Below are 23,949 nucleotides of genomic sequence, written 5' to 3'. Positions count from 1 at the left end.
GCCGCCGGCATCAGGGTCCTGGATCGCCCTAGCGGGCGTCCAGGAAGTCGGAGGAATTTATTACTCGCCGGCCTGGCGCAGTTCGCTGCCGTAGATGACCGGGTCGCCGACGACCCGGTCATGGGTGAGCGACGGCACCTTGCCGCGGGCCTCGGCGACCTTGGCGAGGTCGATCTCGGCGGTAATCACGCCGACCTCCTCGCCGGCATCGGCCACGACCGCGCCCCAGGGATCGACGATCACGGAATGGCCGTAGGTCTTGCGACCCTCGGCATGTTCGCCGGTCTGGGCGGCCGAGATCACATAGCAGCCGGTCTCGATCGCCCGGGCGCGCTGCAGCACGTGCCAATGCGCCTCGCCGGTGACCTTGGTGAAGGCGGCGGGCGCGAAGATCACTTCAGCCCCGGCCTGGGCCAACTTGCGGTAGAGGTAGGGGAAGCGGATGTCGTAGCAGATGGTCATGCCCATCCGGCCCCAGGGCGTCTCGGCGATCACCGCCTCGTCCCCGGCCCGATAGGTGTTGCTCTCGCGGTAGGTCTGGCCGTCGCCGACCTGCACGTCGAACATGTGCATCTTGGAATAGCGGGCAACGATCTGGCCGCGGTCGTCCAGCAGGAAGCTGCGGTTGGCCATCTTGTCGTCGGAGACCTTGATCGAGATCGATCCGACCAGCAGCCACACGCCCAGTTCTGCGGCGAGACCGCGGAAGGCGGCGAGGACCTCGTGGGTCTCCTCGGGCTTCGCCTTGACCAGCGCCTGATCGCGCTGGGGCTCGATCATCCCCACCACTTCCGGCGTGGTGATGAGCTGCGCGCCGCGCGCCTTGGCTTCCCGAATCAACGGGCTGACCCGCTCGATATTGTCGAGCGGATCGCGGGTGGTGTTGGTCTGAACGCAGGCGACAGTCAGTCGGGTCATCTCAAGACCTCCGGGCGTCTCGGTCGAACGCTCGGACCCGGGAGGCGGGTGCCTCAGACCAGGGAAACGCCGAGCAGATGGTCCAGCTTACCGGTCCGCTCCAGTTCCGCAAGTTCGTCCGAACCGCCAATGCCTTCGCCGGCGATAAAGATCTGGGGAACGGTCTTCCGACCGTCGGCCCGCTCGCTCATCTTCAGACGAGCGTCGTTCGATCCGCCGACGTCGTATTCCACGTAATCCACACCCTTGTTCGCCAGCAACGACTTCGCGCGATAGCAATACGGACAGAACATGGTCGTGTAGATTTCAACCCTGGCCGCTTTGGCCATCTCGGTCCCCTCCTGTGAAGCACATGCCGCTGCCATGTAGATAAGAAAAGTCCGGTTTTTTGCAAAGCGCTCTCATTTGCGTGAGTTATGTCACGCGGGCCAGAGTCAGCACGTCGACGGCACGTGCGCCGGACCTCCTGAGCACGCGTGTACACGCGGAAACCGTGGCTCCCGTTGTAAAAACATCGTCAACGAGGACGACGCGACGCCCCTTGATCGCTTCCGCCATCCCACCGCAGTTATTCCGTAGCGCGAATGCTCCACGCACGTTTAGCGTTCGTTGCGAGGCCGACTTTCGACCCTGGCTGGGGGTTTGACGCGTCCGCAGCAGTAAACTGTCGACAACATTCACCCCGGATAGACGCCCGAGTGCGTGGGCCAGCACCGCCGCCTGGTTGTAGCGGCGCGACAATAACCGCCATCGGTGGAGCGGCACCGGAACGATGACGTCCGCCTGCTCCAGCAGGTCGGCACCGGCGCCGCGCATCCAGGCGGCGAACAGCGGGGCGAGGGTCAGCCGGTCGGCATGCTTGAAGGCCAGGATCAGCGATCGGGTCGCGTCGTCGTAGACCACCGCCGCCCGTGCCCGGTCGAAGACCGGCGGCCGGGCCAGACAGTCGCCGCACACCGCCCGCCCGAACGGCCGGATCTCGAACGGGATGCCGCAGACCTCGCACAGCGGGTCGGCGATGAAGGTGACGGCGCGCCAACAGTCGAGGCACAGGGCGGCGTCCGTCGGCACATCGACGCCGCAGCGTCCGCAACGCGGCGGCAGCAGCAGGTCGAGCAGGCGATGCGCCAGCACCGCCACGGGAGAGAAAGCCGTCATAGCTCGACCATGGCAGGACGAGACGGGTTTTCCCTTTCCCTGATCCGCCGGGTGCGCCATATGGCGGCCATGACCCCATCATCGCCCCCCGACACGATGCGTATCTTCGACCGTGCCCTGCTGCGCCGCCGACGCGAGCGCGCCCATCCGGGCTACGGGGAGTTCGCCTTCCTGGAGGAGGAGGTCGCCGACCGGCTGGCCGAACGGCTTGAGGACATCCGGCGGCGCTTCCCTGTGGGGCTGGAGATCGGCGCCCGGTCCGGCGCGCTCGGGCGGGCGCTGCGGGCCAGCGGCAAGGTCGACACCCTGATCCAGAGCGACCTGGCCCCGTCCTGGGCGGCGGCGCGGTCGGCCGACGGCCCCGCCCTGGCCCTGGACGAGGAGCTCCTGCCGATCGCCGACGGCTCGCTCGACGCGGTGTTCGGCGCCCTGTCGCTGCATTGGGTCAACGACCTTCCCGGCGCGCTGTCGCAGATCCGCCGAGCGTTGAAGCCGGACGGGCTGCTGCTGGTGGCGCTGCTCGGCGGCGAGACCCTGGTGGAGCTGCGCGACGCCTTCGCCGAGGCCGAGGTGGCCGTCACCGGCGGCCTGAGCCCCCGGGTATCGCCCTTCGCCGACCTGCGCGACGCCGGTGGGCTGCTGCAGCGGGCGGGCTTCGCCCTGCCGGTGGTGGATGCCGACACGATCACGGTGACCTACGACAGCGCCCTCCACCTGATGCGCGACCTGCGCGGCATGGGCGAGACCAATCTGGTGCTGGAGCGCCACCGGGCGCCGATGACAAGGGCCCTGCTGGGCGGCGTGGCCCAGGCCTATGCCGAGCGCTTCGCCGGCGAGGACGGGCGCATCCCGGCGCGGTTCCAGATCCTGTATCTCACCGGCTGGGCCCCGGCGGCGAGCCAGCCCAAGCCACTGCGGCCGGGCTCGGCCACCACCCGGCTGGCCTCGGCCCTGGGCGGCACGGAGACCGGCACCGGCGAGACGCCGGGCTGAGTGAGCTCCTCTTTCCCCTCCACCCCTCTCCGACTTCCTGGAGACGCCCGAAGGGTGTCATCCAGGACCGTGTTCCGGCGCCGATCATAGGGTCCTGGATCGTCCCTCCGGGCCGTCCAGGAAGTCGATTAAAGGAGAGGTAGATCCCCTTTCCACTAATCCGCATCCCGGTCCGAGGTCTGCCAGTCCTGCCAGGTCTCCTCGCCGATCTGTTCCAGGATGAACTCCCGGAAGGCGGCGATGTGCGGCTCGTCGGCCCGGGCCTTGTCGTAGACGAACCAGTAGCCGGCATCCTCGTCCAGATAGGCGTCGTGCAACGGCAGCAGCAGCCCGGCGCTCATCGCCTCGCGCGCCAGGGCGAAGCGCCCCAGCACCGCCCCGTGCCCGGCCAGGGCCAGATCCAGGATCGAGCCGGCGTCGTACAGCACCGCCCCGGAGGACACATCGGCCTCGGGCAGACCGTTGTTCTCGAACCAGCGGCGCCACCACAGCCGGGTCTCCTCGTGATGCAGCGGCAGCGTGGCGATGGTTTCCGCCGACAGCGGCAGGTCGGCCGCCGACAGGCCGTGCTTGGCCAGCAGGCCCGGCGAGGCGATCGGCCGGGCATGGCCGCTGATCAGCCAGTGCTGCTCCAGCCCGTCCCAGCCACCGCGACCGTACCGAAGGCCCACATCGATCGCCCGCTCCCGGCGCAGGTTGACCATCCTCGTGGAATGCTCGATGCGTACGTCGATCTCGGGATGGCGCGCGCTGAAGGCCGGCAGGCGCGGCACGATCCAGCGATAGGCCACCGACGGTGCGGCGGTGATCGTCAGCATGCGTCGGCCGCCTGTCGCGCTGATATCGGCCAGCCGGGCGTCGATCGCGTCGAAGGCCTGCCCCAGCACCGGCAACAGATCCGCACCGGCCTCGGTCAGACGGATGCGGCGATGCTCGCGGCGGAACAGCGGCAGGCCGACCCATTCCTCCAACGCCTTCACCTGGTGGCTGACCGCCGCATGGGTGACAGACAGCTCGTCGGCCGCCCGGCTCATGCTCTCCAGACGGGCGGCCGCCTCGAAGGCGCGCAGGGCATTCAGCGGCGGCAGGCGGCGCGCGGACATATGATACTTTTTCTAACAGTTCAGGTGAGAAAGCATCGTTTGAGATAACCGCAGAACAGGCTCACTTTCAAGTCATCGAACGGGCCCGAAGCCCTCGATTTCCTGAAAGGAGAGATAAAATGACCGGTAATCATCTTCTGCTGCTCGCCCATGCCGCCACCGGCGGTGCCGGAGACCAGATCGAGCGTCTGATCCGGCAGCATCACGAGACGTCGCAGCGTCGCCCGGAGCCGCAGCACCCGGCCGACGGCCGGCGCAACAGCCGCCGGCGCATCCTGGGCCTGTTCTGATCCAGCTCCCCGATGACGGAGTGGAACCGGATCAGCCGATCATGTCCTGGATCATCGCAATCAGAGGGGCGTCGGCCGGCGGCATGGGGTAGTCCCGAAGCCGCACCGGCCGCACCCAGGCGAGGTCGGCGTGTTCGCGCCGGGTCACCTCGCCCTTCCACCGCCGGCACGCATAGAGCGGCATCAGCAGGTGGAAATCGTCATAGGCATGGCTGGCGAAGGTAAGCGGGGCGAGACAGCTCTCGTGGGTGTCGATGCCCAGCTCCTCGCGCAGCTCGCGGATCAGCGCCGCCTCCGGCGTCTCGCCGGGGTCGACCTTGCCGCCGGGGAATTCCCACAGCCCGGCAAGCTTCTTGCCTTCCGGCCGCTTGGCGATCAGCACCCGGCCGTCGGCATCGACCAGGGCGACCGCAACGACCAGAACGATCGGCAGGCTGTTCTCGGCCATAGGAACCGGGGCCATGGCGACGCCTTAGCTGCGGTAGTCGGCGTTGATGTCGATATAGCCGTGGGTCAGGTCGCAGGTCCACACGGTTGCCCGGCCGCGGCCGACGCCGACATCGACCTCGATATCGATCTCCCGGCCTTTCATATGGGCGGCGACCGGCGCCTCGTCGTAGCCGTCGACCCGCACGCCGTTGCGGGCCACATCCACGCCGCCGATGGAGATCGCCAGCTTGTCGCGATCCGCCTTCTGGCCCGACTTGCCCACGGCCATGACGATACGGCCCCAGTTGGCGTCCTCGCCGGCGATGGCCGTCTTCACCAGGGGCGAGTCCGCGATCACCATGGCGATCCGCTTGGCGGCCCGCTCGGAAGCGGCACCGGTCACGGAGATGCGCACCAGCTTGCTCGCCCCCTCGCCGTCGCGCACCACCTGCATGGCGAGGTCGTGCAGCAGGTCCTCCAGCTTGGTACGGAAATCGCGCAGGGCCGGGTCGCCCGGACCGTCGACCGTCACGTGGGTCTCGCCCTTGCCGGTGGCGAAGAGCAGGACCGTGTCGCTGGTCGACTGGTCGCTGTCCACGGTCACCGCGTTGAAGCTCCGGTTCACCCCGCGGGTCAGCAGCGCCTTCAGGACCGGCGCCGGCAGCGTGGCGTCGGTGACGATGAAGGACAGCATGGTCGCCATGTCCGGCGCGATCATGCCGGAGCCCTTGGCGATGCCGTTGATGGTCACCGGCACGCCGCGGATGTTGGCGGTGCGCGAGGCCGTCTTGGCGAAGGTGTCCGTGGTCATGATGGTGGCCGCCGCGGTCTCCCAGGCGTCCTCCGTCAGCTCGGCCTTGGCGGCCGGCAGATGCTCGACGATCCGCTCGTAGCGCATCGGCTCGCCGATCACCCCGGTGGAGGACAGCAGGATCTCCGACGGCTGGCAGCCCAGGGCCGCCGCCGCCGCCTTCGCCGTCTCCGCACAGGCCATCGCCCCATGCGCGCCGGTGAAGACGTTGGCGTTGCCCGCGTTCACCACGAGGCCGCGGGCGGTACCGGCGGGCAGATGCTCCCGGCACCAGTCGATCGGGGCGCCGGGCATCTGGTTGCGGGTCAGCACGCCCGCCACCGTGGTCCCCTCGTCGAACGCCATCAGAAGAACGTCACGACGACCCTTGTAGCGAACGCCGGCCTCCCGTGCCGCCATGCGGCATCCGGCGATCGGCGGGAGGGTTTGTTTCTTGGTCGGCGCCAGGGGCGAAACCGGGAGCGGCTTCATCGTCGTGCTTCCGTGAGGTTGATGGTGGAACGGGTCGGTGGCGAAACGCGGTCAGAAGATCACTGGGCGGCCGGAAGCGGCTTGCCGGTCGGACCGAAGCGCTCGATCTTCGCCGCGCCGCGCAGGTTCGTCAGACGCTCCTGGATCAGGTCCCGGGTCATCTCGGCGGTGAGCTGGTCGCGCACCTGCTCGAAGCTCGGCGCGTCGGCGGTGCGTTTCTCCTCCACCAGGATGACATGCCAGCCGAACTGGCTCTTCACCGGCGTCTTCGTGTAGGTGCCCGCCTCCAGCGCGAAGGCCGCCTCGGAGAATTCCGGCACCATCTGGCCGGCCTGGAACCAGCCGAGATCGCCGCCCTGGGCGGCCGACGGGCCGGTCGACTTCTCGGCCGCGAGCTTGGCGAAATCGGCGCCGCCCTCGAGTTCGGCGATGACCTCCTCGGCCGCCTCCTCGGTTTCGAGCAGGATGTGACGGGCCTTCACCTCTTCATCACCGGTCTGACCGGCGATGGTCTCCTCGTAGCGCTTGCGCAGCGCCTCGTCGGTGACTTCGGCCGCGATCGTCTGGGTCAGGTAGGCCTCGGCGATGACCTGGTCGGCCGCCTCCTCGATCCGCGCCTTCACCTCGTCCTGATCGGCGATACCGCTGGCGCGGGCCGCCTTGGTGATCAGGATCTGGTCGATCGCCCGGTTCAGCATCGGCTCGTAGATCGCTTCCAGCGGGACCTGCTGATACTGCGCCGGGAGCTGGCTGCGCATGGCCATCAGCTCGCCCAGCGTCACTTCCTTGTCGCCGACCCGGGCGACCACGGTCGACAGATCCATGGTCTCGTTGTCGACGGCCGGAGCCGGAGCGGCGGTCTGCGCGACCACCGGGGCGCAAAGTACGAGGCTGAGCGCCACCGAAACGGCGGCGGTCGCGTGGCGCAGGGCAAGCATGGAACGTCCTTTCGAAACTTTCGCTACGGGTCTGGTCGCCCGTCTTGGATGGGCCCGGCTCGGATCAGGCCGGTTCGGCATGGTGGGCGCAGGCCCGTCTTCGGTCTTCGGGAGGGGTATCAGATCGTCCGAGAGGCCACAAGAAAGCCCTGGCGGATGCCCGACGCCGGCACAACGATGGGACGATGGCCGGTCGCAGCCGATGCTCTTCCATCAGCCGCTCCAGGTCGGATCGAACGGCACGTGGACATCCAGGTCCATGACCCAGCCGCCGCCGCGCGCCGGGTCGAAGTCGCTGCCTTCCACCCGGATCAGGACGCAGACACCCTCGGTATCCTTGCTGACGCCGAAACTGGGAAGGTCGCGCCGCGCCTTGGCGACGATGGCATTGGCTGTGGTGGCCTGGGACTCGGTCTCACCGGAATCGACGAAGAAGCCGGGGCTCGGGCTCTGCACGGCGCCGGACGCCCGGATGTCGAACACCACGCCCTTGGTGCGGAAGGCGAAAGCGCGCCGGAAATTCACGCCCCCCACCTCTATGGAGAGCCCGCCGCTGCCCGCATCGACGCTGAGCCTTACATCTTCGAAGGAGATGCCGACCGGCAGCTCCTCATGGTCGGCGGCGTAGGTCCGATACTGGGCGATGGCCACCCGCACCCACTCCAGCGCCTCGCTGGCGAAGGCCTCGGCGAGACCCGCGGTCCGCTCCGGCGACACGCCAAGCAAGGTTTCCGACATTTCTCGGAGCGCTTGGCCGGCACGGCGCAGAATGGCCTGCAGATCGCCTCCTCCGAGGATCGCGGCGGCCCGGGACATGACCACTTCGGCCTCGGCCACCGTGGCCCCGGCACCGCCATAGGCCCGGTTGGCCCGACGCATGGCCGCGCGGCGGGCGGGGGTGAGGGGCTGAGCGGCATCGCCCCCCGCCTTGTCGACAGCCTCGCCCTCATCGGAATCGAGACGATCGGACGGCTCCTGCTGACGCTCGCCGCGCTGTCGTACCCGCACGCCCACGGCACCCGCTGCGTTCTGCACCGCAACAGGAAGCGTCGAGGCCACCGGGATGATCGCGTCCACCATGATACGTTAAGAATGGGTTAACCTTGACCCAAAGGCAACAAATCCGCCTGCTTGCGGCGAATTTTCCTCGCGGGCCGCTTGCGTTGACAGGGCAGGGTTCGCCCCCTAAATCTGCTGCTCGAACCGCCGCGTCGGCTGGCGCGCGCACTTTTCGGGGACCATCCATGTTCGGCGGCATTGCCAGAGCCCTCTTCGGCTCGCAAAACGATCGTATTCTTAAGGGCTTACGCAAACACGTCGAGGCGATCAACGCGCTCGAAGGTGAGATTGCGGCGCTCTCCGACGAGGCGCTGCAAGGTAAAACGGCCGCCTTCCGCGAGCGTCTGGCCGCCGGAGAGACGGTCGACGATCTCATCGACGAAGCCTTCGCGGTGGTCCGCGAGGCAGCCAAGCGGGTTCTCGGGCAGCGGCATTTCGACGTACAGCTCCTCGGCGGTCTCGTCCTGCACCAGGGCAAGATCTCCGAGATGAAGACCGGCGAAGGCAAGACGCTGGTCGCCACCCTGCCGGTCTATCTGAACGCGCTGCCCGGCAAGGGCGTCCACGTGGTCACCGTCAACGACTACCTGGCCAAGCGCGATGCCGGCTGGATGGGCCGGGTCTACAATTTCCTCGGCCTCTCGGTCGGCTGCATCGTCCACGGCCTGGACGACCGCGAGCGCAAGGCGGCCTATGCCTGCGACGTGACCTACGGCACGAACAACGAGTTCGGCTTCGACTATCTGCGCGACAACATGAAGTTCCGGCTGGAGGACATGGCCCAGCGGGAATTCCATTACGCGATCGTCGACGAGGTGGACTCCATCCTGATCGACGAGGCGCGCACGCCGCTGATCATCTCCGGCCCGGCCGACGACAGCTCGCAGCTTTATCGCCAGATCGACGCGCTGATCCCGAGCCTCAAGGAAGAGCATTACGAGAAGGACGAGAAGCAGCGCACGGTCGCCCTGACCGACGAGGGCACCGAGGAGATCGAGCGCCTGCTGGTCGAGGCCGGCATCCTGCAGAACGGCGCGCTCTACGACGTGCACAACGTCAGCCTCGTGCACCACGCCAACCAAGCCCTGCGCGCCCACAAGCTGTTCTCGCTCGACACCGATTACATCGTGAAGGACGACAAGGTCGTCATCATCGACGAGTTCACCGGCCGTGCGATGGAGGGCCGGCGCTATTCCGACGGCCTGCACCAGGCGCTGGAGGCGAAGGAACGGGTCACCGTCCAGAACGAGAACCAGACCCTGGCCTCGATCACGTTCCAGAATTACTTCCGCCTCTATCCCAAGCTCGCCGGCATGACCGGCACGGCCATGACCGAGGCGGCCGAGTTCCAGGAGATCTACGAGCTCGAAGTGGTCGAGATCCCGACCAACGTCCCGGTCTCGCGCAAGGACGAGGACGACGAGGTCTACCGCACCGCCCGCGAGAAATACGAGGCGGTCATCGAGATGATCGAGGACTGCCGGACCCGGGGCCAGCCGGTCCTGGTCGGCACGGTCTCCATCGAGAAATCCGAAGCCGTCGCCGAACTGCTCAAGCAGCGCAAGATCCCGCACGAGGTGCTGAACGCCCGCTTCCACGAGCAGGAGGCCCGTATCATCGCCCAGGCCGGCCGGCCCGGCTCGGTGACGATCGCCACCAACATGGCCGGTCGCGGTACCGACATCCAGCTCGGCGGCAATATCGAGATGCGTCTGTCCCAGGCGCTGGAAGGCGTCGAGGACGAAGCCAGGCGTGCCCAGATCACGGCGGAGATCACCGCCGATGTCGAGGCCGGCAAGAAGAAGGCGCTCGAAGAGGGCGGCCTGTGCGTGATTGCCACCGAGCGTCACGAGAGCCGGCGCATCGACAACCAGCTGCGCGGCCGATCCGGCCGCCAGGGCGATCCAGGCCGCTCGAAGTTCTTCCTGTCCCTGGAAGACGACCTGATGCGGATCTTCGGTTCCGACCGCATGGACGGGATGCTGAAGAAGCTCGGCCTGCAGGAAGGCGAGGCGATCGTCCACTCCTGGATCAACAAGGCCCTGGAGAAGGCGCAGCAGAAGGTCGAGGCGCGCAACTTCGAGATCCGCAAGCAGCTCCTGAAGTTCGACGACGTGATGAACGACCAGCGCAAGGTCGTCTACGAGCAGCGCCGCGAGATCATGCGTCAGCCGGATGTCCACGAGATGGTCACCGACATGCGCCACGAGGTGATCGAGGACATCGTCGCGCGGGCGATCCCGGAAGGCTCGTTCTCCGAACAGTGGGATCTGGACGGGCTGCATGCCGAGGTGCTCCGCCTGCTCGGCCTGACCCTGCCGGTGCAGGACTGGGGCAAGGAAGAGGGTATCGCGGAACGCGAAATCCTGGAGCGCATCCGCGACGCCTCCAACCGGCGCATGGCGGAGAAGACCGTGAATTTCGGCCGCGACCTGATGCGCATGGCCGAGAAGCAGCTCCTGCTCCAGTTGCTGGACCAGCAGTGGAAGGACCACCTGCTGTCGCTCGACCATCTGCGCCAGGGCATCAACCTGCGCGCCTATGCCCAGAAGGACCCGCTGAACGAGTACAAGCGCGAGGCCTTCTCCCTGTTCGAGGCGATGCTGGCCGACCTGCGCGGCCAGGTGACCACGATGCTGTCGCATCTGGAGATCCGCACCCAGTCTCCGGAGGAGATCGAGGCGCGGATGGCGGCCGAGCGGCTCGCCCACGAGATGCACGAGACCCGCGCCGATCCGGCGCTCGCCAGCGACGTCATCGGCACGGTCGAGGACGATCAGGAGATGCGGGCCACCGGCACCGACGGCATGCCGACGCCGCAGCGCGCCGCCGCGACCCGCGTCGCCGCCGATCCCAACGATCCGTCCACCTGGGGCAAGGTCCAGCGCAATGCGCCCTGCCCCTGCGGCTCCGGCAAGAAGTACAAGCACTGCCACGGCGCCCTGAGCTGATCCGCGCCCTGACTTGATCCGAGGCTGAGCCACCGGCTTTCACGGTCGAGCCCGCGTCCGCTTCCCTGGCCACCACCGCTCCCCGCGTGGCCGGATGGCGGACGCGGGCTTGTTCGTTCCGCCCCGCCGCCGCATGATCGCCAAAACAAACAAGACCAGACCCGGAGGAAGCAGATGAACGTCGACGCGCCGTCGTCCGTTCCCGCCAAGGCCATTGCCGCGGCGATCGACCAGATCAAACAGGTTCTCGGCGACAAGGGATGGCTGGAAGAGCCCTCCGACACCCTGAAATACCGCACCGACTGGCGCGGCGGCATGGTCGGCGAGGCGCTGCTGGTGGCGCGCCCCGACAGCACGGAGCAGGTCTCGCAAGTCGTGCGGATCTGCCACGGCGCCGGCATCGCCGTGACCGCCCAGGGCGGCAATACCGGACTGGTCCTCGGCTCGATCCCGACAGAACCGCAGCCGTCCATTGTCGTCTCGCTGGAGCGCATGAACCGCATCCGCGCGCTCGACGCCGACAATTTCGCCGTCGTGGCCGAGGCCGGCTGCGTCATTCAGGTCCTGCAGAAGGCCGCGGCCGAGGTGGGCCGACTGTACCCGCTGTCGCTCGCCTCCGAAGGCTCCTCCACCGTCGGCGGCACGCTCTCCACCAATGCCGGCGGCAACAACACCATCAAGTTCGGCAATGCCCGCGAGCAGGTGCTGGGGCTGGAGGTGGTGCTGCCGGACGGCACCGTCTTCGAGGGGCTGAACACCCTGCGCAAGAACAACACCGGCTACGACCTCAAGCAGCTCTTCATCGGGGCGGAGGGCACGCTCGGCATCATCACGGCCGCCGCCATGCGCCTGATGCCGGGGCCGAAGCTGCGCGAAACCGCCATGCTCTGCGTCCCGGACCCGGAAGCGGCACAGACCCTGCTGTCGCGCGCCCGCGAGCTGTCCGGCGACACGGTCATCGCCTTCGAGCTGATGCCCCGGCGCTGCATCGACCTGGCGATGGAGTATATCGACGGCATCGTCGACCCGATCGCCACGCCCTCGCCCTGGTATGTCCTGATGGAGATGGCGACGTCGTCGGAGATCGACGACCTGCGCGGCAAGCTGGAGGCGATCTTCGGCGAGGCGATGGAGAACGGGCTGGTCACCGACGGGGTGATCGCAGAGAGCGAGACCCAGCGCGGCCAGATCTGGCGGATCCGCGAGGAGCAGGCCGAGGCGGGCCGCCGGGCGGGCAACTCGGTCTCCTGCGACGTCTCCGTGCCGGTCAGCCGGGTCGCCGAATTCCTCGCCCGCGCAAAGGAGATGTGCGAGCGCGAGATGGAAGGGGTGACGCTGAACACCTTCGGCCATATGGGCGACGGCAACATCCACTACGGCATCCGCAAGCCGGACAGCATGAGCGTGGACGCCTGGACCCAGCGCAAGGGCGACATCTCCGACCGGATCAGCGCGCTCTGTGCGGAGTTCGGCGGCAGCTTCTCCGCCGAACACGGCATCGGCGGCCTGAAGCGCGAGGACTTCCGCCGCTACACCCCGCAGAGCCGGATCGACCTGATGCAGGCGATCAAGGCGGCGATCGACCCGGACGGCGTGATGAACCCGGGGAAGATCTTCTAGGGGGCGCTGCTACGAGTCCTCCCCAGTCTTCCCGGCCTTGCGCCGGGACCCAGGATCGGGGCCGCTGGGACTCCCGGCAGGACCTGAAGCGCTCCAGCAAGCGGCACCCTCGGTCCCGGCACAGGGCCGGGAAGACAAGAGAGTAGAGAGTTCCCCCCTCACTCCCCCGGCTGCGGGACTGCCAGCGGGCGGGTGCGGGGCAGGAAGGCGACCGCAAGGGTGATCACCGCCGCGCAGCCCGCGCAGATGAGAAACAGCGTCGAGAACCCCGCCCCGAAAGCGTGCAGCGCCGAAATCGCCGGCACCGCAGTCGCCGCGATCACGAAGGACAGGACGTACTTGATCGCATAGACCCGGCCGCGCCAGTGCTCCGGCGTGTTGCGGGCGATCAGGGTGTCGGTGATCGGGATCTGGCCGAAGACCAGCATCATCATCGCCAGCGACACCGCCAGCATCACCGACCCGGTAGCCTGGGCCGCGACCAGGAAGATCAGGACATCCCCGATCGCCAGCAGCAGGAACACCAGCTTGGCCGAATACCGGTCGATCAGGTGTCCGACCGCGATCTGGGTGAAGGCGGCGACCGCATAGACCAGGGCGATCAGCGACCCCGCCTCCGTCCCGCTCACCGCGAGCGACGCCACGTCCTTGTCGTCGAACACCTTGGGCAGCGAGATCGTGGTCGCGTTGAAGATGAAACCGCCGAAGGCGGTGGCCACGAAGACCACGCCCAGCACCATTTTCCAGTCCGCCGCCGGCTGCGCCCCCGACTTGCGGGCCGCCGCACCGGCATGGGTCGCCGCCTGGCCCGCCGCCGAGCGGCAATGCAGCATCCACAGCACGCCGATCGCCACCGCGAGGCAGCCCGGCACGACGAAGGCCGACCGCCAGCCCGCCAGATCGGCCAGCGCGCCCGCGACCAGCGCGGACGCCGCCACCCCCATGTTGCCCCAGACCCCGTTGACCCCGAGCCGCCGGCCCACCTTGCCGCCGGCCGCCGCCGCACCCTGGCTGACCATGGCGATGCCGACCGGATGATAGATCGCCGCGAACATGCCGATCAGGAACAGGCAGACCGCGATCTGCCAGCGCTCCTGGGCGAGGCCGGTCAGCGCCGTGGTGATGCCGATACCGACGAAGAACACCGCCAGCATGGTCTCCCGGCTCCAGCGGTCGGCGAGCCAGCCGGCCGGCAGGGAGAACGCCCCGAAGGCGATGAAGCCGCCGGTGGACAGCACCAGGATCTCGGCGTAGCTCGCTCCCATCTCCGCCGCCATGATCACCGCCACCGCGGGAAACAGCAGCATCATGAGGTGGTCGACGGCGTGGCCGATGTTGAGAAACAGGAACCGAGTGTCGAGACGCATGCAATCCTCCCGCGGGCGATGACACCCTATCCTCCACCTTGTCCGTCTTGCCGTCTTTCGACAGACTGACAATCGATGTTGCAAACAGGACAGCCCTCCACGGACCGCAGCACGCCCGGTGGCGGCAGTCCGGACGTGCGCGACCGGCAGCACTGGCCGAAGGCCATCGTCGGCTACGCGGTCGACTACGTGCCCGGCCACTCCACCGGCTGGCACCACCACGACCGCGATCAGCTGGTCCATGGCGAGCGCGGGGTGATGACCGTGCGCACCGACGACGGCGCCTGGATCGTGCCGCCCGGCTATGCGGTCTGGGTACCGGCCGGCGTGGTGCATGAGGTGCGCGCCGCCTCCGCCGTTGCCATGCGGACGCTGTATCTGAGGCGCGACGCCGGCGTGCCGATCGGGCCGCGCTGCCGGGTGGTCAGCGTGCCTGATCTGGTCCGCGCCCTCATCGCCCGGGTCGTCGCCCTGCCGCGGGAGTATCCTGAGGTCGGCGCGGAGGCTCGGCTGGTCGCCGTCCTGGCCGACGAGCTGACGGATCTGCCCTCGGCCCCGCTCGACCTGCCGCTGCCACGCGACCGCCGCGCAGTGGCCGTGGCCGAGGCGCTGATCGCCGACCCCGCCGACGGCCGCGATCTGGCCGCCTGGGGGCGGGAGTCCGGCGCCAGCCCGCGCACGCTGGCCCGTCAGTTCCAGGCCGAGACGGGCATGTCCTTCGGCCGCTGGCGCCAGCGCCGCCGCCTGCTTGCCGCCCTGGAACGGCTGGCCGCGGGAGAGCCGGTGACGGCGGTGGCCCTCGATCTCGGCTATGCCAGTCCGAGCGCCTTCATCGCCATGTTCCGCCGCACCCTCGGCGCCCCGCCGACCCGCTATCTCACCACATCGACCCCGCGCCAAGGACCCGCCGCATGACCGAGACCCGCTTCCGCAATGCCCGCCTGCCCGACGGCCGCGCCGTCGATATCGTGATCTGCGACGGGCTGTTCGCCGCCTTCGAGGACAGCGGCGGCACAGAGGGCGAGGATCTGGGCGGCAAGCTGGTGCTGCCGGGGCTGATCGACGGGCATATCCACCTGGACAAGACCTTCCTCGGTCTGCCCTGGCGCCCGCATCGGGCAGGGCCGAGCGTGCCGCACCGGATCGCCGCCGAGAAGGAAGGCCGGAGCGACCTCTCCCTGTCGGTGGAGCAGCGCGCGAAGAACTTTCTCGCCCGCGAGGCTGCCAACGGCACGGTCGCCCTGCGCAGCCATGTGGATATCGACCCGGACAGCAGGCTCGACCATCTGCACCAGGTGATGGCGGCGCGCGACGCCTTCGCCGGCATCGTCGACGTGCAACTCGTCGCCTTCCCGCAGTCGGGGGTGCTGATCGCACCGGGCGTGGCGGACCTGCTGGACGCCGCCCTGTCCGAGGGGGTGGAGCTGATCGGCGGCATCGACCCGGTGGGGATCGAGGGCGATATGGAGGGCCATCTCGACCTGATCTTCGGTCTCGCCGACAAGCACGGGGTTGGGGTGGACATCCATCTGCACGATCCGGGGCATCGGGGCGCGCTGGAGCTGCGGGCCATCGCCCAACGGACGGCAGCTCTGGGCCTGCAGGGCAAGGTGACCGTCAGCCACGCCTTCGCGCTGGCGACGGTGGACGACCGCACCCTGGACCTCACCATCGCCGATCTCCGCGACGCCGATGTCGCGATCCTGACCAGCGCGCCGGGAACCGGAAACCTGATCCCCGTGGTCAAACTGCGAGAAGCCGGGATCCGGGTCTTCGCCGGGTCGGACAATGTGCGCGACGCCTGGTCGCCCTTCGGCAACGGCGACATGCTGGAGCGGGCGATGCTGGTGGCCTATCGGGCGGGACTGCGCACCGACGAGGGCATCGCACTCGCCTTCGACCTGTGCACGGGTGCCGCGGCCCAGGCGATCGGATACGGGCCCTACGGGCTGGAACCCGGCGCACGGGCGGATTTCGTGGCGGTCGAGGCCGAGACCCTGGCCGAGGCTGTGGTGGACCGGCCGATGCGCTCGCTCGTGGTCAAGGGCGGGCGCGTGACGGCGCGGGACGGGGCCGTGCTTTAACGCTTCCCAATCGTCATCCCGGGGCCGCCCGGACTTGATCCGGGAGGCGCCCGGGACCCAGGCTCCGTCACTCGAACCGGGTCCCGGCCGATCTCCGGGTCAAGCCCGGAGCTCGCCGGGATGACGATGAGGCGTAGAGCCGCTCAGCGCTTGTACGGGTAGAAACCGACGTCGTTGAACAGGCTGTTCTCCTGCTTCTCCAGCGCGCCCAGCTTGGCGCTTTCCTGGGTGTAGGCGATCCAGTCCGGGTCTTTCCACATGGCCGCACGCTTGGCCTCGCGGTCGCCCGCGCTCTCGTAGGCCCAGATGTGGATGTAGCAGTTCGGGTCGCCGGTCTCGCACTTGGCGTAGAGCACGGGCTCGCCCAGATGCTTCGCCTGGGGCGCCTTGCCCAGCCGCTCGTAGAGCTCGAGATGCTTGCCGATGGTGCCGGGACGGCAGGTGTATTTGCGCACGTCAAACAGCATGATGGTTTCCTCCTGGATCGCGGTCGTGGCGAGTGCCGCGGCGAGAGTAGCGCAGCCGAGAGGCCGCGAAAGCCCCCCGGATCGCGTTCACCTCGCCGACCGGCGATTGTGCAACCGCGAAAAGCGGGTTGCGCCGGGCCGGGCCCATGCCGTCAACTGCCCCCACTGCAACCGGATTCCAGGACCGCCCATGACCTCCTCCGCTCCCGTGCGCCAGCGTGTCGCCGTCATCGGCCTCGGCGGCATCGGCGGTGCGGCCGCCGGCGCGCTGACCCATGCCGGCCGCCACGACGTCATCGCCTGCGGCCGCCGCCCGCTGAAGCGGCTGCGGGTCGATCTGCCGGACGAGACCGTCGAGGTGGATATGAAAGTGCTGACCGACCCGGCGGACGCGGCGCCGGTCGACTGGGTGCTGCTGACCACCAAGGCCCAGGACACCGACAGTGCCGGCGACTGGCTGCGTGCGCTCTGCGGACCGCTGACCATCGTCGCGGTGATGCAGAACGGCATCGACCATGCCGAGCGGATCGCGCCCTATGCCGGCGAGGCCACGGCCCTGCCGGTGATCGTCTATTACAACGGCGAGCGGATCGCCGACGACCATGTCCGCATGCGCCATATCAGCGAGGCGGATCTGGCACTGCCGGATACCGACACCGCCCAGGCCTTCATCGACCTGCTCGACGGCACGCCGATCCAGGCGGTGCGCACGCCCGACTTCACCGCCCGGCAGTGGCAGAAGCTGCTGATCAACATCGTGGTCAACCCGGTCACCGCCCTGACCCGCATGCGCCAGGGCGTGCTGCAGCGCGAGGACATCCAGGTGCTGACGACGGCGCTGCTGGAGGAGGCGGCCGCCGTCGCCGACGCCGAAGGCGCGGGCCTGCCGGCGAGTGCCGCCGCCGATACCCAGCGCCTGGTGCTCACCTTCCCGCACGATGCCGGCTCGTCGATGTATTTCGACGCGCTCGCCGGCCGCCGGCTGGAGGCCGAGGCGCTGACCGGCGCGGTGGTCCGGGCCGGCGCGAGGCACGGCATCCTGACCCCGATGAACAGCGCCATGCTGGCCCTGCTGCGGGCGCTGAGCGACGGGATGGGCCGGTAACGGGCCGACACCGTGAAAGCCCGACCGTCATCCTGATGTAAATCAGGATCCTGCCAACGGCGCCAGGAACGGCTTGGTCCTGACTTTCGTCAGGACGACGGGGTGGGGCTACATCAACCCAATCGCCTTCGCCTCCGCCGCAAGCGAGTCCCGGAAGTCCGGGTGCGCGATACCGATCAGGGCCTGGGCGCGTTCGCTGAGCGAGCGGCCTTTCATGTCCGCCATGCCGTATTCGGTGACGACGAACTGGGTGTCCACCCGCGGGTCGGTAATCGTGGTGTTGGCGAGCTGCGGGACGATCCGGCTGACGGTGCCGCCCTTGGCCGTGGCGTGCAGCGCGATGAAGGACTTGCCGTTCGGGGCCAGATAGGCGCCGCGCACGAAGTCGAGCTGACCGCCGGTGCCGCTGAACTGGTGGCCGTTCAGCGCCTCGGAATTGACCTGTCCGGTCAGGTCGACCTGCAGGGCGGCGTTCACCGAGATCATGTCCCGGTTCTTGCGGATCACCGCCGGGTTGTTCACCCAGGTCGCCGGATAGCCGACGATGGACGGGTTGTCGTCCATGAAGTCGTACATGTCGGCATTGCCCAGCGCGAGGGTGAACACGTGCTTGTAGCGCAGGATCGTCTTCGCCTCGCCGGTCAGCACCCCGCGTCGCATCAGGTCGATCATCGGCGGCGACAGCAGCTCCGAATGCAGGCCGAGCCGCTTGTGTCCGCGCAGCTCCGCCAGCACCGCCTCCGGCACGCCGCCCACGCCCATCTGCAGGGTCGCCTCGTCCGGGATCAGGGCGGCGATCGCCTTGCCGATGACCAGATCCTCCGGTCCGGGCGCATGGGACGGTAGCTCCATCAGCGGCGCGTCATGCTCGATCACCGCATCGACCTGACTGATATGCAGCAGGTTCTCTCCGAAGGTCCGCGGCATGTTGCGGTTGACCTCGACGATCACCCGGCCCGCCTTGCGCACCAGCTCCGCCGCGTAATCCGGGTTGGTCCCCAGGCTGAAATGACCCGAGCGGTCCATGGGCGAGACCGTGGTCACGAAGGTGTCGGGCCGGATCTGCTCGGTCAGCAGCCGGCCGACCTGGTGGAACATGGAGGGCACGAAATGCACCCAGACCGCGCCCCGCTTCAGTCCCTCCTCGGCGAAGGCGCGGTCGTGCCCGCTCATGAACAGGACGTTGAGCTTGAGCACGTCCATCAGCTCCGGCTTCAGGATCGTCTCCGTCGCCGCCTTGCTGCCGTGCATGTAGTACAGGTTCAGCCGGCTCAGGCCCCGCCGCTCCCGCGCCCGCTCGGCCAAGGCCGCCATGAAGGCCGGCGGCATCGCCACCCCCATGCCCAGCACCAGGTTGCTCTTGTCGTCCAGACTGTCCGCCGCCTCGCGGGCGGAGACGGTCTTGGCGGCGAGATCGCTGTCGTATCCCATCTGTCAGCCCACCACGTTGTAGCCGTTGTCCACATAGACCACGTTGCCGGTCATCCCGGCCGCCGCGCCCGAGGCCAGGAAGGCGGCGACGCTGCCGACCTGTTCGATGGTGACCAGCGCATGGTTCGGTGCCCGGGCGGCGGCCTGGTCCATCAGTTCGTCGAACCGGTCGATGCCCGACGCGGCTCGGGTCTTCAGCGGACCCGGCGACACCGCATAGACGCGGATGTTCTGCCGCCCCAGTTCCACCGCGAGATACCGCACGCTGGCCTCCAGCGCCGCCTTCACCGGCCCCATCAGGTTATAGCGGTCGACCACCTTCTCGGCGCCGTAATAGCTCATGGTCATCAGCGCGCCGCCGTCTCTCATCAGCGGCTCGGCATGCCGGGCCATGCGGATGAAGGAATGGCAGGACACGTTCATCGCCATGTCGAACCCCTCGCGCGAACAGTCGGTCACCCGGCCGTGCAGGTCCTCGCGCGGGGCGAAGGCGATGGAATGCAGCAGGAAGTCCAGCTTGCCCCAGCGGTCCGCCACCGCCTCGAACAGGGCTTCCACCTGACCGTCCTCGCGCACGTCGCAGGGCAGGAACAGCTCCGCGCCCAGAGCCTCGCTCAGCGGCTCGGTATAGGGCCGCCCCTTGTCGTTCAGGTAGGTGACGGCCAGATCGGCGCCGGCCTCGCGAAAGGCCTGGGCGCAGCCATAGGCGATGGACTGGTCGTTGGCGATGCCGACGACGAGCCCCTTCTTCCCCTGGAGCGGGAGTTCCATGAGCCGGTCCCGTGTCTGTGAAGGGGCGGCCGTGGGCCGCTCCCGATTGAGCCTCTGTCATTGTGCAATGCAGCAGGCTTGCCGCAACCGTGCAGTGATCCAAATCAAGAAAGCTTCACAATCGGCCCGGCGGCGTGCTCAGTTAGGCGCATGATTTCCATATCCCACGGCGAATGGCTCGAAACGCCGAAGCCCGCCGCCGCAGACCATCTGATCTGCGCCATCGGCGACGTCCATGGACGGGCCGATCTTCTCGAACCGCTGCTGGAAGCCCTGGCCGAGGACGTGTCCGGTCCGGGGGTGGAGCGGGTGACCAACATCTTCCTCGGCGACCTGATCGACCGCGGCCCGTCGGTGAAGGACACCCTGGGCCTGGCGGCCGGCGGACTGGCGATGTTCTGCGACGGGCGGGTGCCGGTGGAGGACGTCCTGCTGCTCGGCAACCACGACGCCTGGCTGAAGGCCGCGCTCGACGAGACCCTGCACGCGGACGAGCTGCATGTCTGGCAGTCGAACGGGGCCGTGGAGACCTGGCACGACTTCGCCGTCGCCGCCTCCGACCGGCCGGACCGGATCGTCGACACCCTGCGCCGGAACATGCCGGAGATCGTCTCCGAGGCGGTGGCCCGGATGGTGCCGATGCATCGGATCGGCGACTGGGTCTTCGTCCATGCCGGGCTCGACCCGCGCCGGCCGCTGACGGATCAGCCGGAGGAGATCGTGACCTGGATCCGCGACGCCTTCCTGGAGCCGGAGGACGGCTGGCCGTTCGAGGTGGTCGTGGTGCACGGCCACACCCCGGAGGAGCCTTTCGAGGAACCGACGATCCGCCGCCACCGGATCAACCTGGACACGGGTGCTGTGTTCACCGGCGTGCTGACGGCGATCCAGATCCGCAACGACCGGATGCGGTTCGTCCAGGCGAGCGGCTGACTGTTTTCTGATGTTAGTTGGCCCTTCGACACACCCTACGGGGTTGCTCAGGGCGAGGTCATTTTAGTTACTTTGACCTCGGCCTGAGCAGCCCCGAACTTGGTTCGGGGCGTGTCGAAGGGCCGCCCGCACCTACTCTCCCGAGCGCTGCTCCTTCGGCACCAGATCGTGCAGGGCAAGCGCCAGTTCGGCGATGGGCTGGGTCTGGATGATGACCGTGCCCGGACCGCTGATGTGGGTGACGAACAGGCCCTCGCCGCCGAACACCAGGTTCTTGATGCCGCGCTGGAAGGCGATGTCGTAGTCGCAGGTCGCCGAAAACCCGACCAGGCAGCCGGTATCCACCGTCAGGGTCTCACCCTTGGCGAGCTGCCGCTCGATCAGGGTTCCGCCGGCGCCGAGGAAGGCCCAGCCGTCGCCCTCCAGCTTCTGCAGGATCAGGCCCTCGCCGCCGAACAGGCCGGAGCTCAGCCGCTTGGTCAGCGCCACGGTGATCTCGATGCCGCGCGCCGAGGCCAGATAGGCCCGGCGCTGGCAGTAGAAGGCGCCACCCTGCTTGGCCAGGTCGAGCGGCCGGATCTGGCCCGGCATGGGCGAGGCGAAGGAGACCCGCCGGCGCTGGCGCCCCTCGTTGGTGAAGAAGGTCATGAAGAAGGTCTCGCCGGAGACCTTGCGCAGGACGCTGCCGAAGAATCCGCCGGGCATCTCGGTCGACATGGTGATGTCCGGCTCCATCATCACCATGGCACCCGCCTCGGCCTGCACCGCCTCGCCCGGATCGAGCGTGATGGTCAGCATCGGCGAGAAGTCGCCCTCGATCTCGTAGTCGATTTCGTCGGCCATCGGCCCGACTCCCTGGGTCACGTTGGGGGGAGCGGAAGGCTACACCACCAGCCGGATCAGGGCGACCGCGGCCAATGCGCCGAACAGCGCGAAGATGGCGGTGACGCCGGCGCGCAGGATGGCGACCGCGACGGCGATGGCCACCGCCGCCGCCCAGCCGCCATCGAGCACGATGGGCGCCAGGATGGACACGACCAGCGCGCCCGGCAGGTGGTTGAGCGATCGGCGCACGAAGCCGCCCTCCGGCACCAGCCCCATGAGCCAGAAGCCGGAGATCCGGGTCACCCATGTGGCCACCGCCATGGCCAGGATCGACAGCCAGACGAGCGCGTCCTCACTCACGGCTCAGCCCTCCGACCGCCGCACCGACGAGACCGCCGGCGACCACGTGCCAGGTGCCGTCGGGCAGAAGCGCGTGAACGATCAATGCGACCACCGCGGCGACGATCCAGGGATGCAGGTGCCGCACCCCCGGCCAGAGCGAGGGCAGGGTCAGGGCGAAGAAGGCCGGCACGATCATATCGACGCCAAAGGTCTTGGGGTCGGCGATCGCCGTGCCCGCCGCCTGCCCGACCCCGGTCCCCGACACCCAGCCGAGCCACATGACCAGCCCGCTGCCGGCCAGGATGGCGGCGTCCAGTTCGCCCTTGCGCCGTTCGGCCATGGCCTGGGCCCAGTTGGCGTCGGTCATCATCAGCAGCGCCGCGTGGGAGCGCAGGATCGGCAGCCCCCTGAGCCACGGGCGCAAGGCGGCGCCCATGACCACGTGGCGGATGTTAATGGCGAAAGCGGCGATGGCGAGGCCGAGCACCGAGGGCGGGAAGGTCCAGACATCCATCGCCACCATCTGCGAGGCACCGGCGAAGACCAGCGCGCTCATCCCCATCGCCTGGAAAAGGCCGAGCCCGGTGTCGCCTGCCAGGATGCCGAAACCGACACCGCCGAAGAACGAGGCGAAGGCCAGAGGCATGCACATCCGCGCGCCGCGGCGGATGCCGTCCCAGGTGAAGATCACGGAGGGGGTGTCGGTTTTCATGGACAACCATCTAACCGGTTATATAGTTAGAGGCAAGATGAAGGTGACGCTGCGATCCACCGACCCTCTGCTTTCCGGGTACTACACCGGCGCCGGGCTGCTGTGTCTGGATTTCGTCAACACAGTGGACTGGCGCACGTCGGACCGGGCGGCCGAGTTTCTGACCGGTGGCGACGCGGTCGACGCCTGGCTCGCCCTGACTCTCGACCGGCCGCCGCTGCATCTGGCCGATTCCGCCGTGGCGGGACTGCGCGATTTGCGCGAGGCGCTGTACCGGCTGATCACCGGCACCGCCCGCAGCGGCGACCTGGAAGCCCTGAACCGGGCGCTGGCCCAGGGCGGCGATCGCGCGCACCTCACCGAAGGTCCGGACGGCTATCGGTGGGCACCGGCGGAAGACGCCGCCGGCCTGGCGGTGCTGAAAGCCGAGTTGGCACGCGATGCCGCCGACCTGCTGGTGGACCCGGCTCGGCTGGCCAAGGTGAAGGAATGCCATGGCGAAGGCTGCGGCTGGCTGTTCCTCGACGAGAGCCGCGGCGGCACCCGGCGCTGGTGCTCCATGCAGAGCTGCGGCAACCGGGCGAAGGCCCGCGCCCATTATCGGCGCGCGAAAGGCACCGCCGTCGACGCGTAGCGGCCGATGCCGAGACCTTGTTTCAGCGCCGGGGCATAATATATCAAGACATATCTTGTTTTAAGGAGAGCGCCATGACCACTCCCCGCAAGGCCCACGCGGTCGGTTTCAACCATGTGGCCCTGGAGGTCGGCGATATCGAAGAGGCCCTGGCCTTCTACGGAAAGCTGTTCGCGTTCAAGCTCCGCAGCAAGTCGGACACCTCCGCCTTCATCGACCTGGGCGACCAGTTCCTCGCCCTGCAACAGGGCCGCCGCCAGTCGCCGGACGACGGCCGACATTTCGGACTGGTGGTCGACGACCGCGAGGCCGTACGCGAGGCGCTGAGCCGCGAAGGCGTCCAGGTGCTGCCCGGACGCTTCCTCGATTTCCTCGACCCCTGGGGCAACCGGATCGAGATCGTGCCCTACGACAACATCCAGTTCTCCAAGACCGACGCCGTCCTGCGCGGGATGGGCATGACGGATCTGGAGAAGAACGAGAGCGCGCAGCGGGAACTGGCCGACAAGGGCATGGGCCCCGCCTGACGCTCCCGCC

Annotated in this window: 25 protein-coding genes; 10 read left to right on the top strand and 15 right to left on the bottom strand. The window is 68.3% G+C overall.

Annotated elements, in window-relative coordinates; genetic code table 11:
• Window positions 1-60 precede the first annotated feature (60 nt).
• From T8K17_RS08095 to T8K17_RS08085, 3 genes are all read right to left on the bottom strand, one after another.
• Entirely contained in the window at window positions 61-918 is an 858-nt protein-coding gene (locus T8K17_RS08095) for a carbon-nitrogen hydrolase family protein (protein ID WP_322333990.1), read from the bottom strand.
• Between the two features lie 53 nt (window positions 919-971).
• Window positions 972-1,247 (bottom strand): glutaredoxin 3, encoded by a 276-nt coding sequence (gene grxC / locus T8K17_RS08090; RefSeq protein ID WP_322333989.1) that lies wholly within the window; start codon window positions 1,245-1,247, stop codon window positions 972-974.
• A gap of 85 nt (window positions 1,248-1,332) precedes the next feature.
• Complete coding sequence (locus tag T8K17_RS08085) at window positions 1,333-2,058, bottom strand: ComF family protein (RefSeq protein WP_322333988.1); 726 nt, start codon at window positions 2,056-2,058, stop codon at window positions 1,333-1,335.
• Window positions 2,059-2,136: 78 nt separating this feature from the next.
• Here T8K17_RS08085 and T8K17_RS08080 point away from each other — a divergent pair, with 78 nt between their 5' ends.
• Window positions 2,137-3,069 carry a methyltransferase domain-containing protein gene (locus T8K17_RS08080; RefSeq protein WP_322333987.1) on the top strand — a complete coding sequence of 311 codons (933 nt, stop codon included), beginning with the start codon at window positions 2,137-2,139 and terminating at the stop codon, window positions 3,067-3,069.
• A 155-nt stretch (window positions 3,070-3,224) separates the two neighbouring features.
• Here the strand turns inward: T8K17_RS08080 and T8K17_RS08075 are convergent, their stop codons facing one another.
• Entirely contained in the window at window positions 3,225-4,172 is a 948-nt protein-coding gene (locus T8K17_RS08075) for a LysR substrate-binding domain-containing protein (protein WP_322333986.1), read from the bottom strand.
• A 119-nt stretch (window positions 4,173-4,291) separates the two neighbouring features.
• Here T8K17_RS08075 and T8K17_RS08070 point away from each other — a divergent pair, with 119 nt between their 5' ends.
• A complete protein-coding gene (locus T8K17_RS08070) occupies window positions 4,292-4,462 on the top strand; it encodes a hypothetical protein (RefSeq protein ID WP_322333985.1) in 171 nt (56 codons plus the stop codon).
• Between the two features lie 31 nt (window positions 4,463-4,493).
• Here T8K17_RS08070 and T8K17_RS08065 read toward each other — a convergent pair whose 3' ends face one another.
• The 4 genes from T8K17_RS08065 to T8K17_RS08050 form a co-directional block, all read right to left on the bottom strand.
• Window positions 4,494-4,925, bottom strand: coding sequence for a (deoxy)nucleoside triphosphate pyrophosphohydrolase (locus tag T8K17_RS08065; protein ID WP_322333984.1), 432 nt, complete (start codon window positions 4,923-4,925; stop codon window positions 4,494-4,496).
• A 9-nt stretch (window positions 4,926-4,934) separates the two neighbouring features.
• Window positions 4,935-6,173, bottom strand: a complete 1,239-nt coding sequence (gene argJ / locus T8K17_RS08060; RefSeq protein WP_322333983.1) for a bifunctional glutamate N-acetyltransferase/amino-acid acetyltransferase ArgJ — start codon at window positions 6,171-6,173, stop codon at window positions 4,935-4,937.
• 59 nt (window positions 6,174-6,232) lie between these two features.
• On the bottom strand, window positions 6,233-7,111 hold the full coding sequence (locus T8K17_RS08055) for a peptidylprolyl isomerase (RefSeq protein ID WP_322333982.1): 879 nt from the start codon (window positions 7,109-7,111) through the stop codon (window positions 6,233-6,235).
• 213 nt (window positions 7,112-7,324) lie between these two features.
• Window positions 7,325-8,191, bottom strand: a complete 867-nt coding sequence (locus tag T8K17_RS08050) for a hypothetical protein (RefSeq protein WP_322333981.1) — start codon at window positions 8,189-8,191, stop codon at window positions 7,325-7,327.
• A 164-nt stretch (window positions 8,192-8,355) separates the two neighbouring features.
• Here T8K17_RS08050 and secA point away from each other — a divergent pair, with 164 nt between their 5' ends.
• The gene (gene secA, locus T8K17_RS08045) at window positions 8,356-11,121 is read left to right on the top strand and encodes a preprotein translocase subunit SecA (RefSeq protein ID WP_322333980.1); all 2,766 of its coding nucleotides are present in this window, start codon (window positions 8,356-8,358) and stop codon (window positions 11,119-11,121) included.
• A 174-nt stretch (window positions 11,122-11,295) separates the two neighbouring features.
• Window positions 11,296-12,741 carry an FAD-binding oxidoreductase gene (locus T8K17_RS08040; protein WP_322333979.1) on the top strand — a complete coding sequence of 482 codons (1,446 nt, stop codon included), beginning with the start codon at window positions 11,296-11,298 and terminating at the stop codon, window positions 12,739-12,741.
• 158 nt (window positions 12,742-12,899) lie between these two features.
• Here the strand turns inward: T8K17_RS08040 and T8K17_RS08035 are convergent, their stop codons facing one another.
• Window positions 12,900-14,108 (bottom strand): MFS transporter, encoded by a 1,209-nt coding sequence (locus T8K17_RS08035; protein ID WP_322333978.1) that lies wholly within the window; start codon window positions 14,106-14,108, stop codon window positions 12,900-12,902.
• 75 nt (window positions 14,109-14,183) lie between these two features.
• On the opposite strand from T8K17_RS08035, the gene T8K17_RS08030 reads away from it, so the two are divergent.
• The gene (locus T8K17_RS08030) at window positions 14,184-15,023 is read left to right on the top strand and encodes a helix-turn-helix transcriptional regulator (RefSeq protein ID WP_322333977.1); all 840 of its coding nucleotides are present in this window, start codon (window positions 14,184-14,186) and stop codon (window positions 15,021-15,023) included.
• Window positions 15,020-16,192 (top strand): amidohydrolase family protein, encoded by a 1,173-nt coding sequence (locus T8K17_RS08025; RefSeq protein ID WP_322333976.1) that lies wholly within the window; start codon window positions 15,020-15,022, stop codon window positions 16,190-16,192. Before T8K17_RS08030 ends, T8K17_RS08025 begins: the two co-directional genes overlap by 4 nt.
• A gap of 143 nt (window positions 16,193-16,335) precedes the next feature.
• Here T8K17_RS08025 and T8K17_RS08020 read toward each other — a convergent pair whose 3' ends face one another.
• Window positions 16,336-16,659 carry an NIPSNAP family protein gene (locus T8K17_RS08020; protein WP_322333975.1) on the bottom strand — a complete coding sequence of 108 codons (324 nt, stop codon included), beginning with the start codon at window positions 16,657-16,659 and terminating at the stop codon, window positions 16,336-16,338.
• A 190-nt stretch (window positions 16,660-16,849) separates the two neighbouring features.
• Between T8K17_RS08020 and T8K17_RS08015 the strand changes: the two genes are divergently transcribed.
• The gene (locus tag T8K17_RS08015; RefSeq protein ID WP_322333974.1) at window positions 16,850-17,764 is read left to right on the top strand and encodes a 2-dehydropantoate 2-reductase; all 915 of its coding nucleotides are present in this window, start codon (window positions 16,850-16,852) and stop codon (window positions 17,762-17,764) included.
• A gap of 108 nt (window positions 17,765-17,872) precedes the next feature.
• On the opposite strand, the gene T8K17_RS08010 is transcribed toward T8K17_RS08015, so the two are convergent.
• Both T8K17_RS08010 and fabI read right to left on the bottom strand, forming a co-directional pair.
• Window positions 17,873-19,195: an acetyl-CoA hydrolase/transferase family protein gene (locus T8K17_RS08010; RefSeq protein ID WP_322333973.1), complete on the bottom strand. Its 1,323-nt coding sequence runs from the start codon at window positions 19,193-19,195 to the stop codon at window positions 17,873-17,875.
• 3 nt (window positions 19,196-19,198) lie between these two features.
• On the bottom strand, window positions 19,199-19,966 hold the full coding sequence (gene fabI, locus T8K17_RS08005; protein WP_322333972.1) for an enoyl-ACP reductase FabI: 768 nt from the start codon (window positions 19,964-19,966) through the stop codon (window positions 19,199-19,201).
• A 150-nt stretch (window positions 19,967-20,116) separates the two neighbouring features.
• Between fabI and T8K17_RS08000 the strand changes: the two genes are divergently transcribed.
• A complete protein-coding gene (locus T8K17_RS08000) occupies window positions 20,117-20,899 on the top strand; it encodes a metallophosphoesterase (protein WP_322333971.1) in 783 nt (260 codons plus the stop codon).
• Window positions 20,900-21,031: 132 nt separating this feature from the next.
• Here T8K17_RS08000 and T8K17_RS07995 read toward each other — a convergent pair whose 3' ends face one another.
• Genes T8K17_RS07995 through T8K17_RS07985 form a run of 3 tightly spaced genes read right to left on the bottom strand, consistent with a single transcriptional unit; the run spans window position 21,032 to window position 22,778 of the window.
• Window positions 21,032-21,742, bottom strand: coding sequence for a TIGR00266 family protein (locus T8K17_RS07995; RefSeq protein ID WP_322333970.1), 711 nt, complete (start codon window positions 21,740-21,742; stop codon window positions 21,032-21,034).
• Window positions 21,743-21,781: 39 nt separating this feature from the next.
• Entirely contained in the window at window positions 21,782-22,084 is a 303-nt protein-coding gene (locus T8K17_RS07990; RefSeq protein ID WP_322333969.1) for an AzlD domain-containing protein, read from the bottom strand.
• Window positions 22,077-22,778: an AzlC family ABC transporter permease gene (locus T8K17_RS07985; protein ID WP_322333968.1), complete on the bottom strand. Its 702-nt coding sequence runs from the start codon at window positions 22,776-22,778 to the stop codon at window positions 22,077-22,079. Before T8K17_RS07985 ends, T8K17_RS07990 begins: the two co-directional genes overlap by 8 nt.
• Before the next feature lie 37 nt (window positions 22,779-22,815).
• On the opposite strand from T8K17_RS07985, the gene T8K17_RS07980 reads away from it, so the two are divergent.
• Together T8K17_RS07980 and T8K17_RS07975 are read left to right on the top strand one after the other, a co-directional pair.
• Window positions 22,816-23,412: a CGNR zinc finger domain-containing protein gene (locus T8K17_RS07980; protein WP_322333967.1), complete on the top strand. Its 597-nt coding sequence runs from the start codon at window positions 22,816-22,818 to the stop codon at window positions 23,410-23,412.
• 74 nt (window positions 23,413-23,486) lie between these two features.
• The gene (locus T8K17_RS07975) at window positions 23,487-23,939 is read left to right on the top strand and encodes a VOC family protein (RefSeq protein WP_322333966.1); all 453 of its coding nucleotides are present in this window, start codon (window positions 23,487-23,489) and stop codon (window positions 23,937-23,939) included.
• Window positions 23,940-23,949: the final 10 nt, after the last annotated feature.

Source organism: Thalassobaculum sp. OXR-137, assembly GCF_034377285.1.
GTDB lineage: Bacteria > Pseudomonadota > Alphaproteobacteria > Thalassobaculales > Thalassobaculaceae > Thalassobaculum.
Note: the sequence above shows the minus strand (reverse complement) of the source record. Positions and strands in the feature narration are given on the sequence as shown.

Bases quoted from the DNA above. Each gene is read 5' to 3' on its own strand.
- T8K17_RS08095 (WP_322333990.1), bottom strand. From the start codon at position 918: ATGACCCGACTGACTGTCGCCTGCGTTCAGACCAACACCACCCGCGAT.
- grxC (WP_322333989.1), bottom strand. From the start codon at position 1,247: ATGGCCAAAGCGGCCAGGGTTGAAATCTACACGACCATGTTCTGTCCG.
- T8K17_RS08080 (WP_322333987.1), top strand. From the start codon at position 2,137: ATGGCGGCCATGACCCCATCATCGCCCCCCGACACGATGCGTATCTTC.
- T8K17_RS08075 (WP_322333986.1), bottom strand. From the start codon at position 4,172: ATGTCCGCGCGCCGCCTGCCGCCGCTGAATGCCCTGCGCGCCTTCGAG.
- T8K17_RS08070 (WP_322333985.1), top strand. From the start codon at position 4,292: ATGACCGGTAATCATCTTCTGCTGCTCGCCCATGCCGCCACCGGCGGT.
- T8K17_RS08065 (WP_322333984.1), bottom strand. From the start codon at position 4,925: ATGGCCCCGGTTCCTATGGCCGAGAACAGCCTGCCGATCGTTCTGGTC.
- argJ (WP_322333983.1), bottom strand. From the start codon at position 6,173: ATGAAGCCGCTCCCGGTTTCGCCCCTGGCGCCGACCAAGAAACAAACC.
- T8K17_RS08055 (WP_322333982.1), bottom strand. From the start codon at position 7,111: ATGCTTGCCCTGCGCCACGCGACCGCCGCCGTTTCGGTGGCGCTCAGC.
- T8K17_RS08050 (WP_322333981.1), bottom strand. From the start codon at position 8,191: ATGGTGGACGCGATCATCCCGGTGGCCTCGACGCTTCCTGTTGCGGTG.
- secA (WP_322333980.1), top strand. From the start codon at position 8,356: ATGTTCGGCGGCATTGCCAGAGCCCTCTTCGGCTCGCAAAACGATCGT.
- T8K17_RS08040 (WP_322333979.1), top strand. From the start codon at position 11,296: ATGAACGTCGACGCGCCGTCGTCCGTTCCCGCCAAGGCCATTGCCGCG.
- T8K17_RS08035 (WP_322333978.1), bottom strand. From the start codon at position 14,108: ATGCGTCTCGACACTCGGTTCCTGTTTCTCAACATCGGCCACGCCGTC.
- T8K17_RS08030 (WP_322333977.1), top strand. From the start codon at position 14,184: ATGTTGCAAACAGGACAGCCCTCCACGGACCGCAGCACGCCCGGTGGC.
- T8K17_RS08025 (WP_322333976.1), top strand. From the start codon at position 15,020: ATGACCGAGACCCGCTTCCGCAATGCCCGCCTGCCCGACGGCCGCGCC.
- T8K17_RS08020 (WP_322333975.1), bottom strand. From the start codon at position 16,659: ATGCTGTTTGACGTGCGCAAATACACCTGCCGTCCCGGCACCATCGGC.
- T8K17_RS08015 (WP_322333974.1), top strand. From the start codon at position 16,850: ATGACCTCCTCCGCTCCCGTGCGCCAGCGTGTCGCCGTCATCGGCCTC.
- T8K17_RS08010 (WP_322333973.1), bottom strand. From the start codon at position 19,195: ATGGGATACGACAGCGATCTCGCCGCCAAGACCGTCTCCGCCCGCGAG.
- fabI (WP_322333972.1), bottom strand. From the start codon at position 19,966: ATGGAACTCCCGCTCCAGGGGAAGAAGGGGCTCGTCGTCGGCATCGCC.
- T8K17_RS08000 (WP_322333971.1), top strand. From the start codon at position 20,117: ATGATTTCCATATCCCACGGCGAATGGCTCGAAACGCCGAAGCCCGCC.
- T8K17_RS07995 (WP_322333970.1), bottom strand. From the start codon at position 21,742: ATGGCCGACGAAATCGACTACGAGATCGAGGGCGACTTCTCGCCGATG.
- T8K17_RS07985 (WP_322333968.1), bottom strand. From the start codon at position 22,778: ATGAAAACCGACACCCCCTCCGTGATCTTCACCTGGGACGGCATCCGC.
- T8K17_RS07980 (WP_322333967.1), top strand. From the start codon at position 22,816: ATGAAGGTGACGCTGCGATCCACCGACCCTCTGCTTTCCGGGTACTAC.
- T8K17_RS07975 (WP_322333966.1), top strand. From the start codon at position 23,487: ATGACCACTCCCCGCAAGGCCCACGCGGTCGGTTTCAACCATGTGGCC.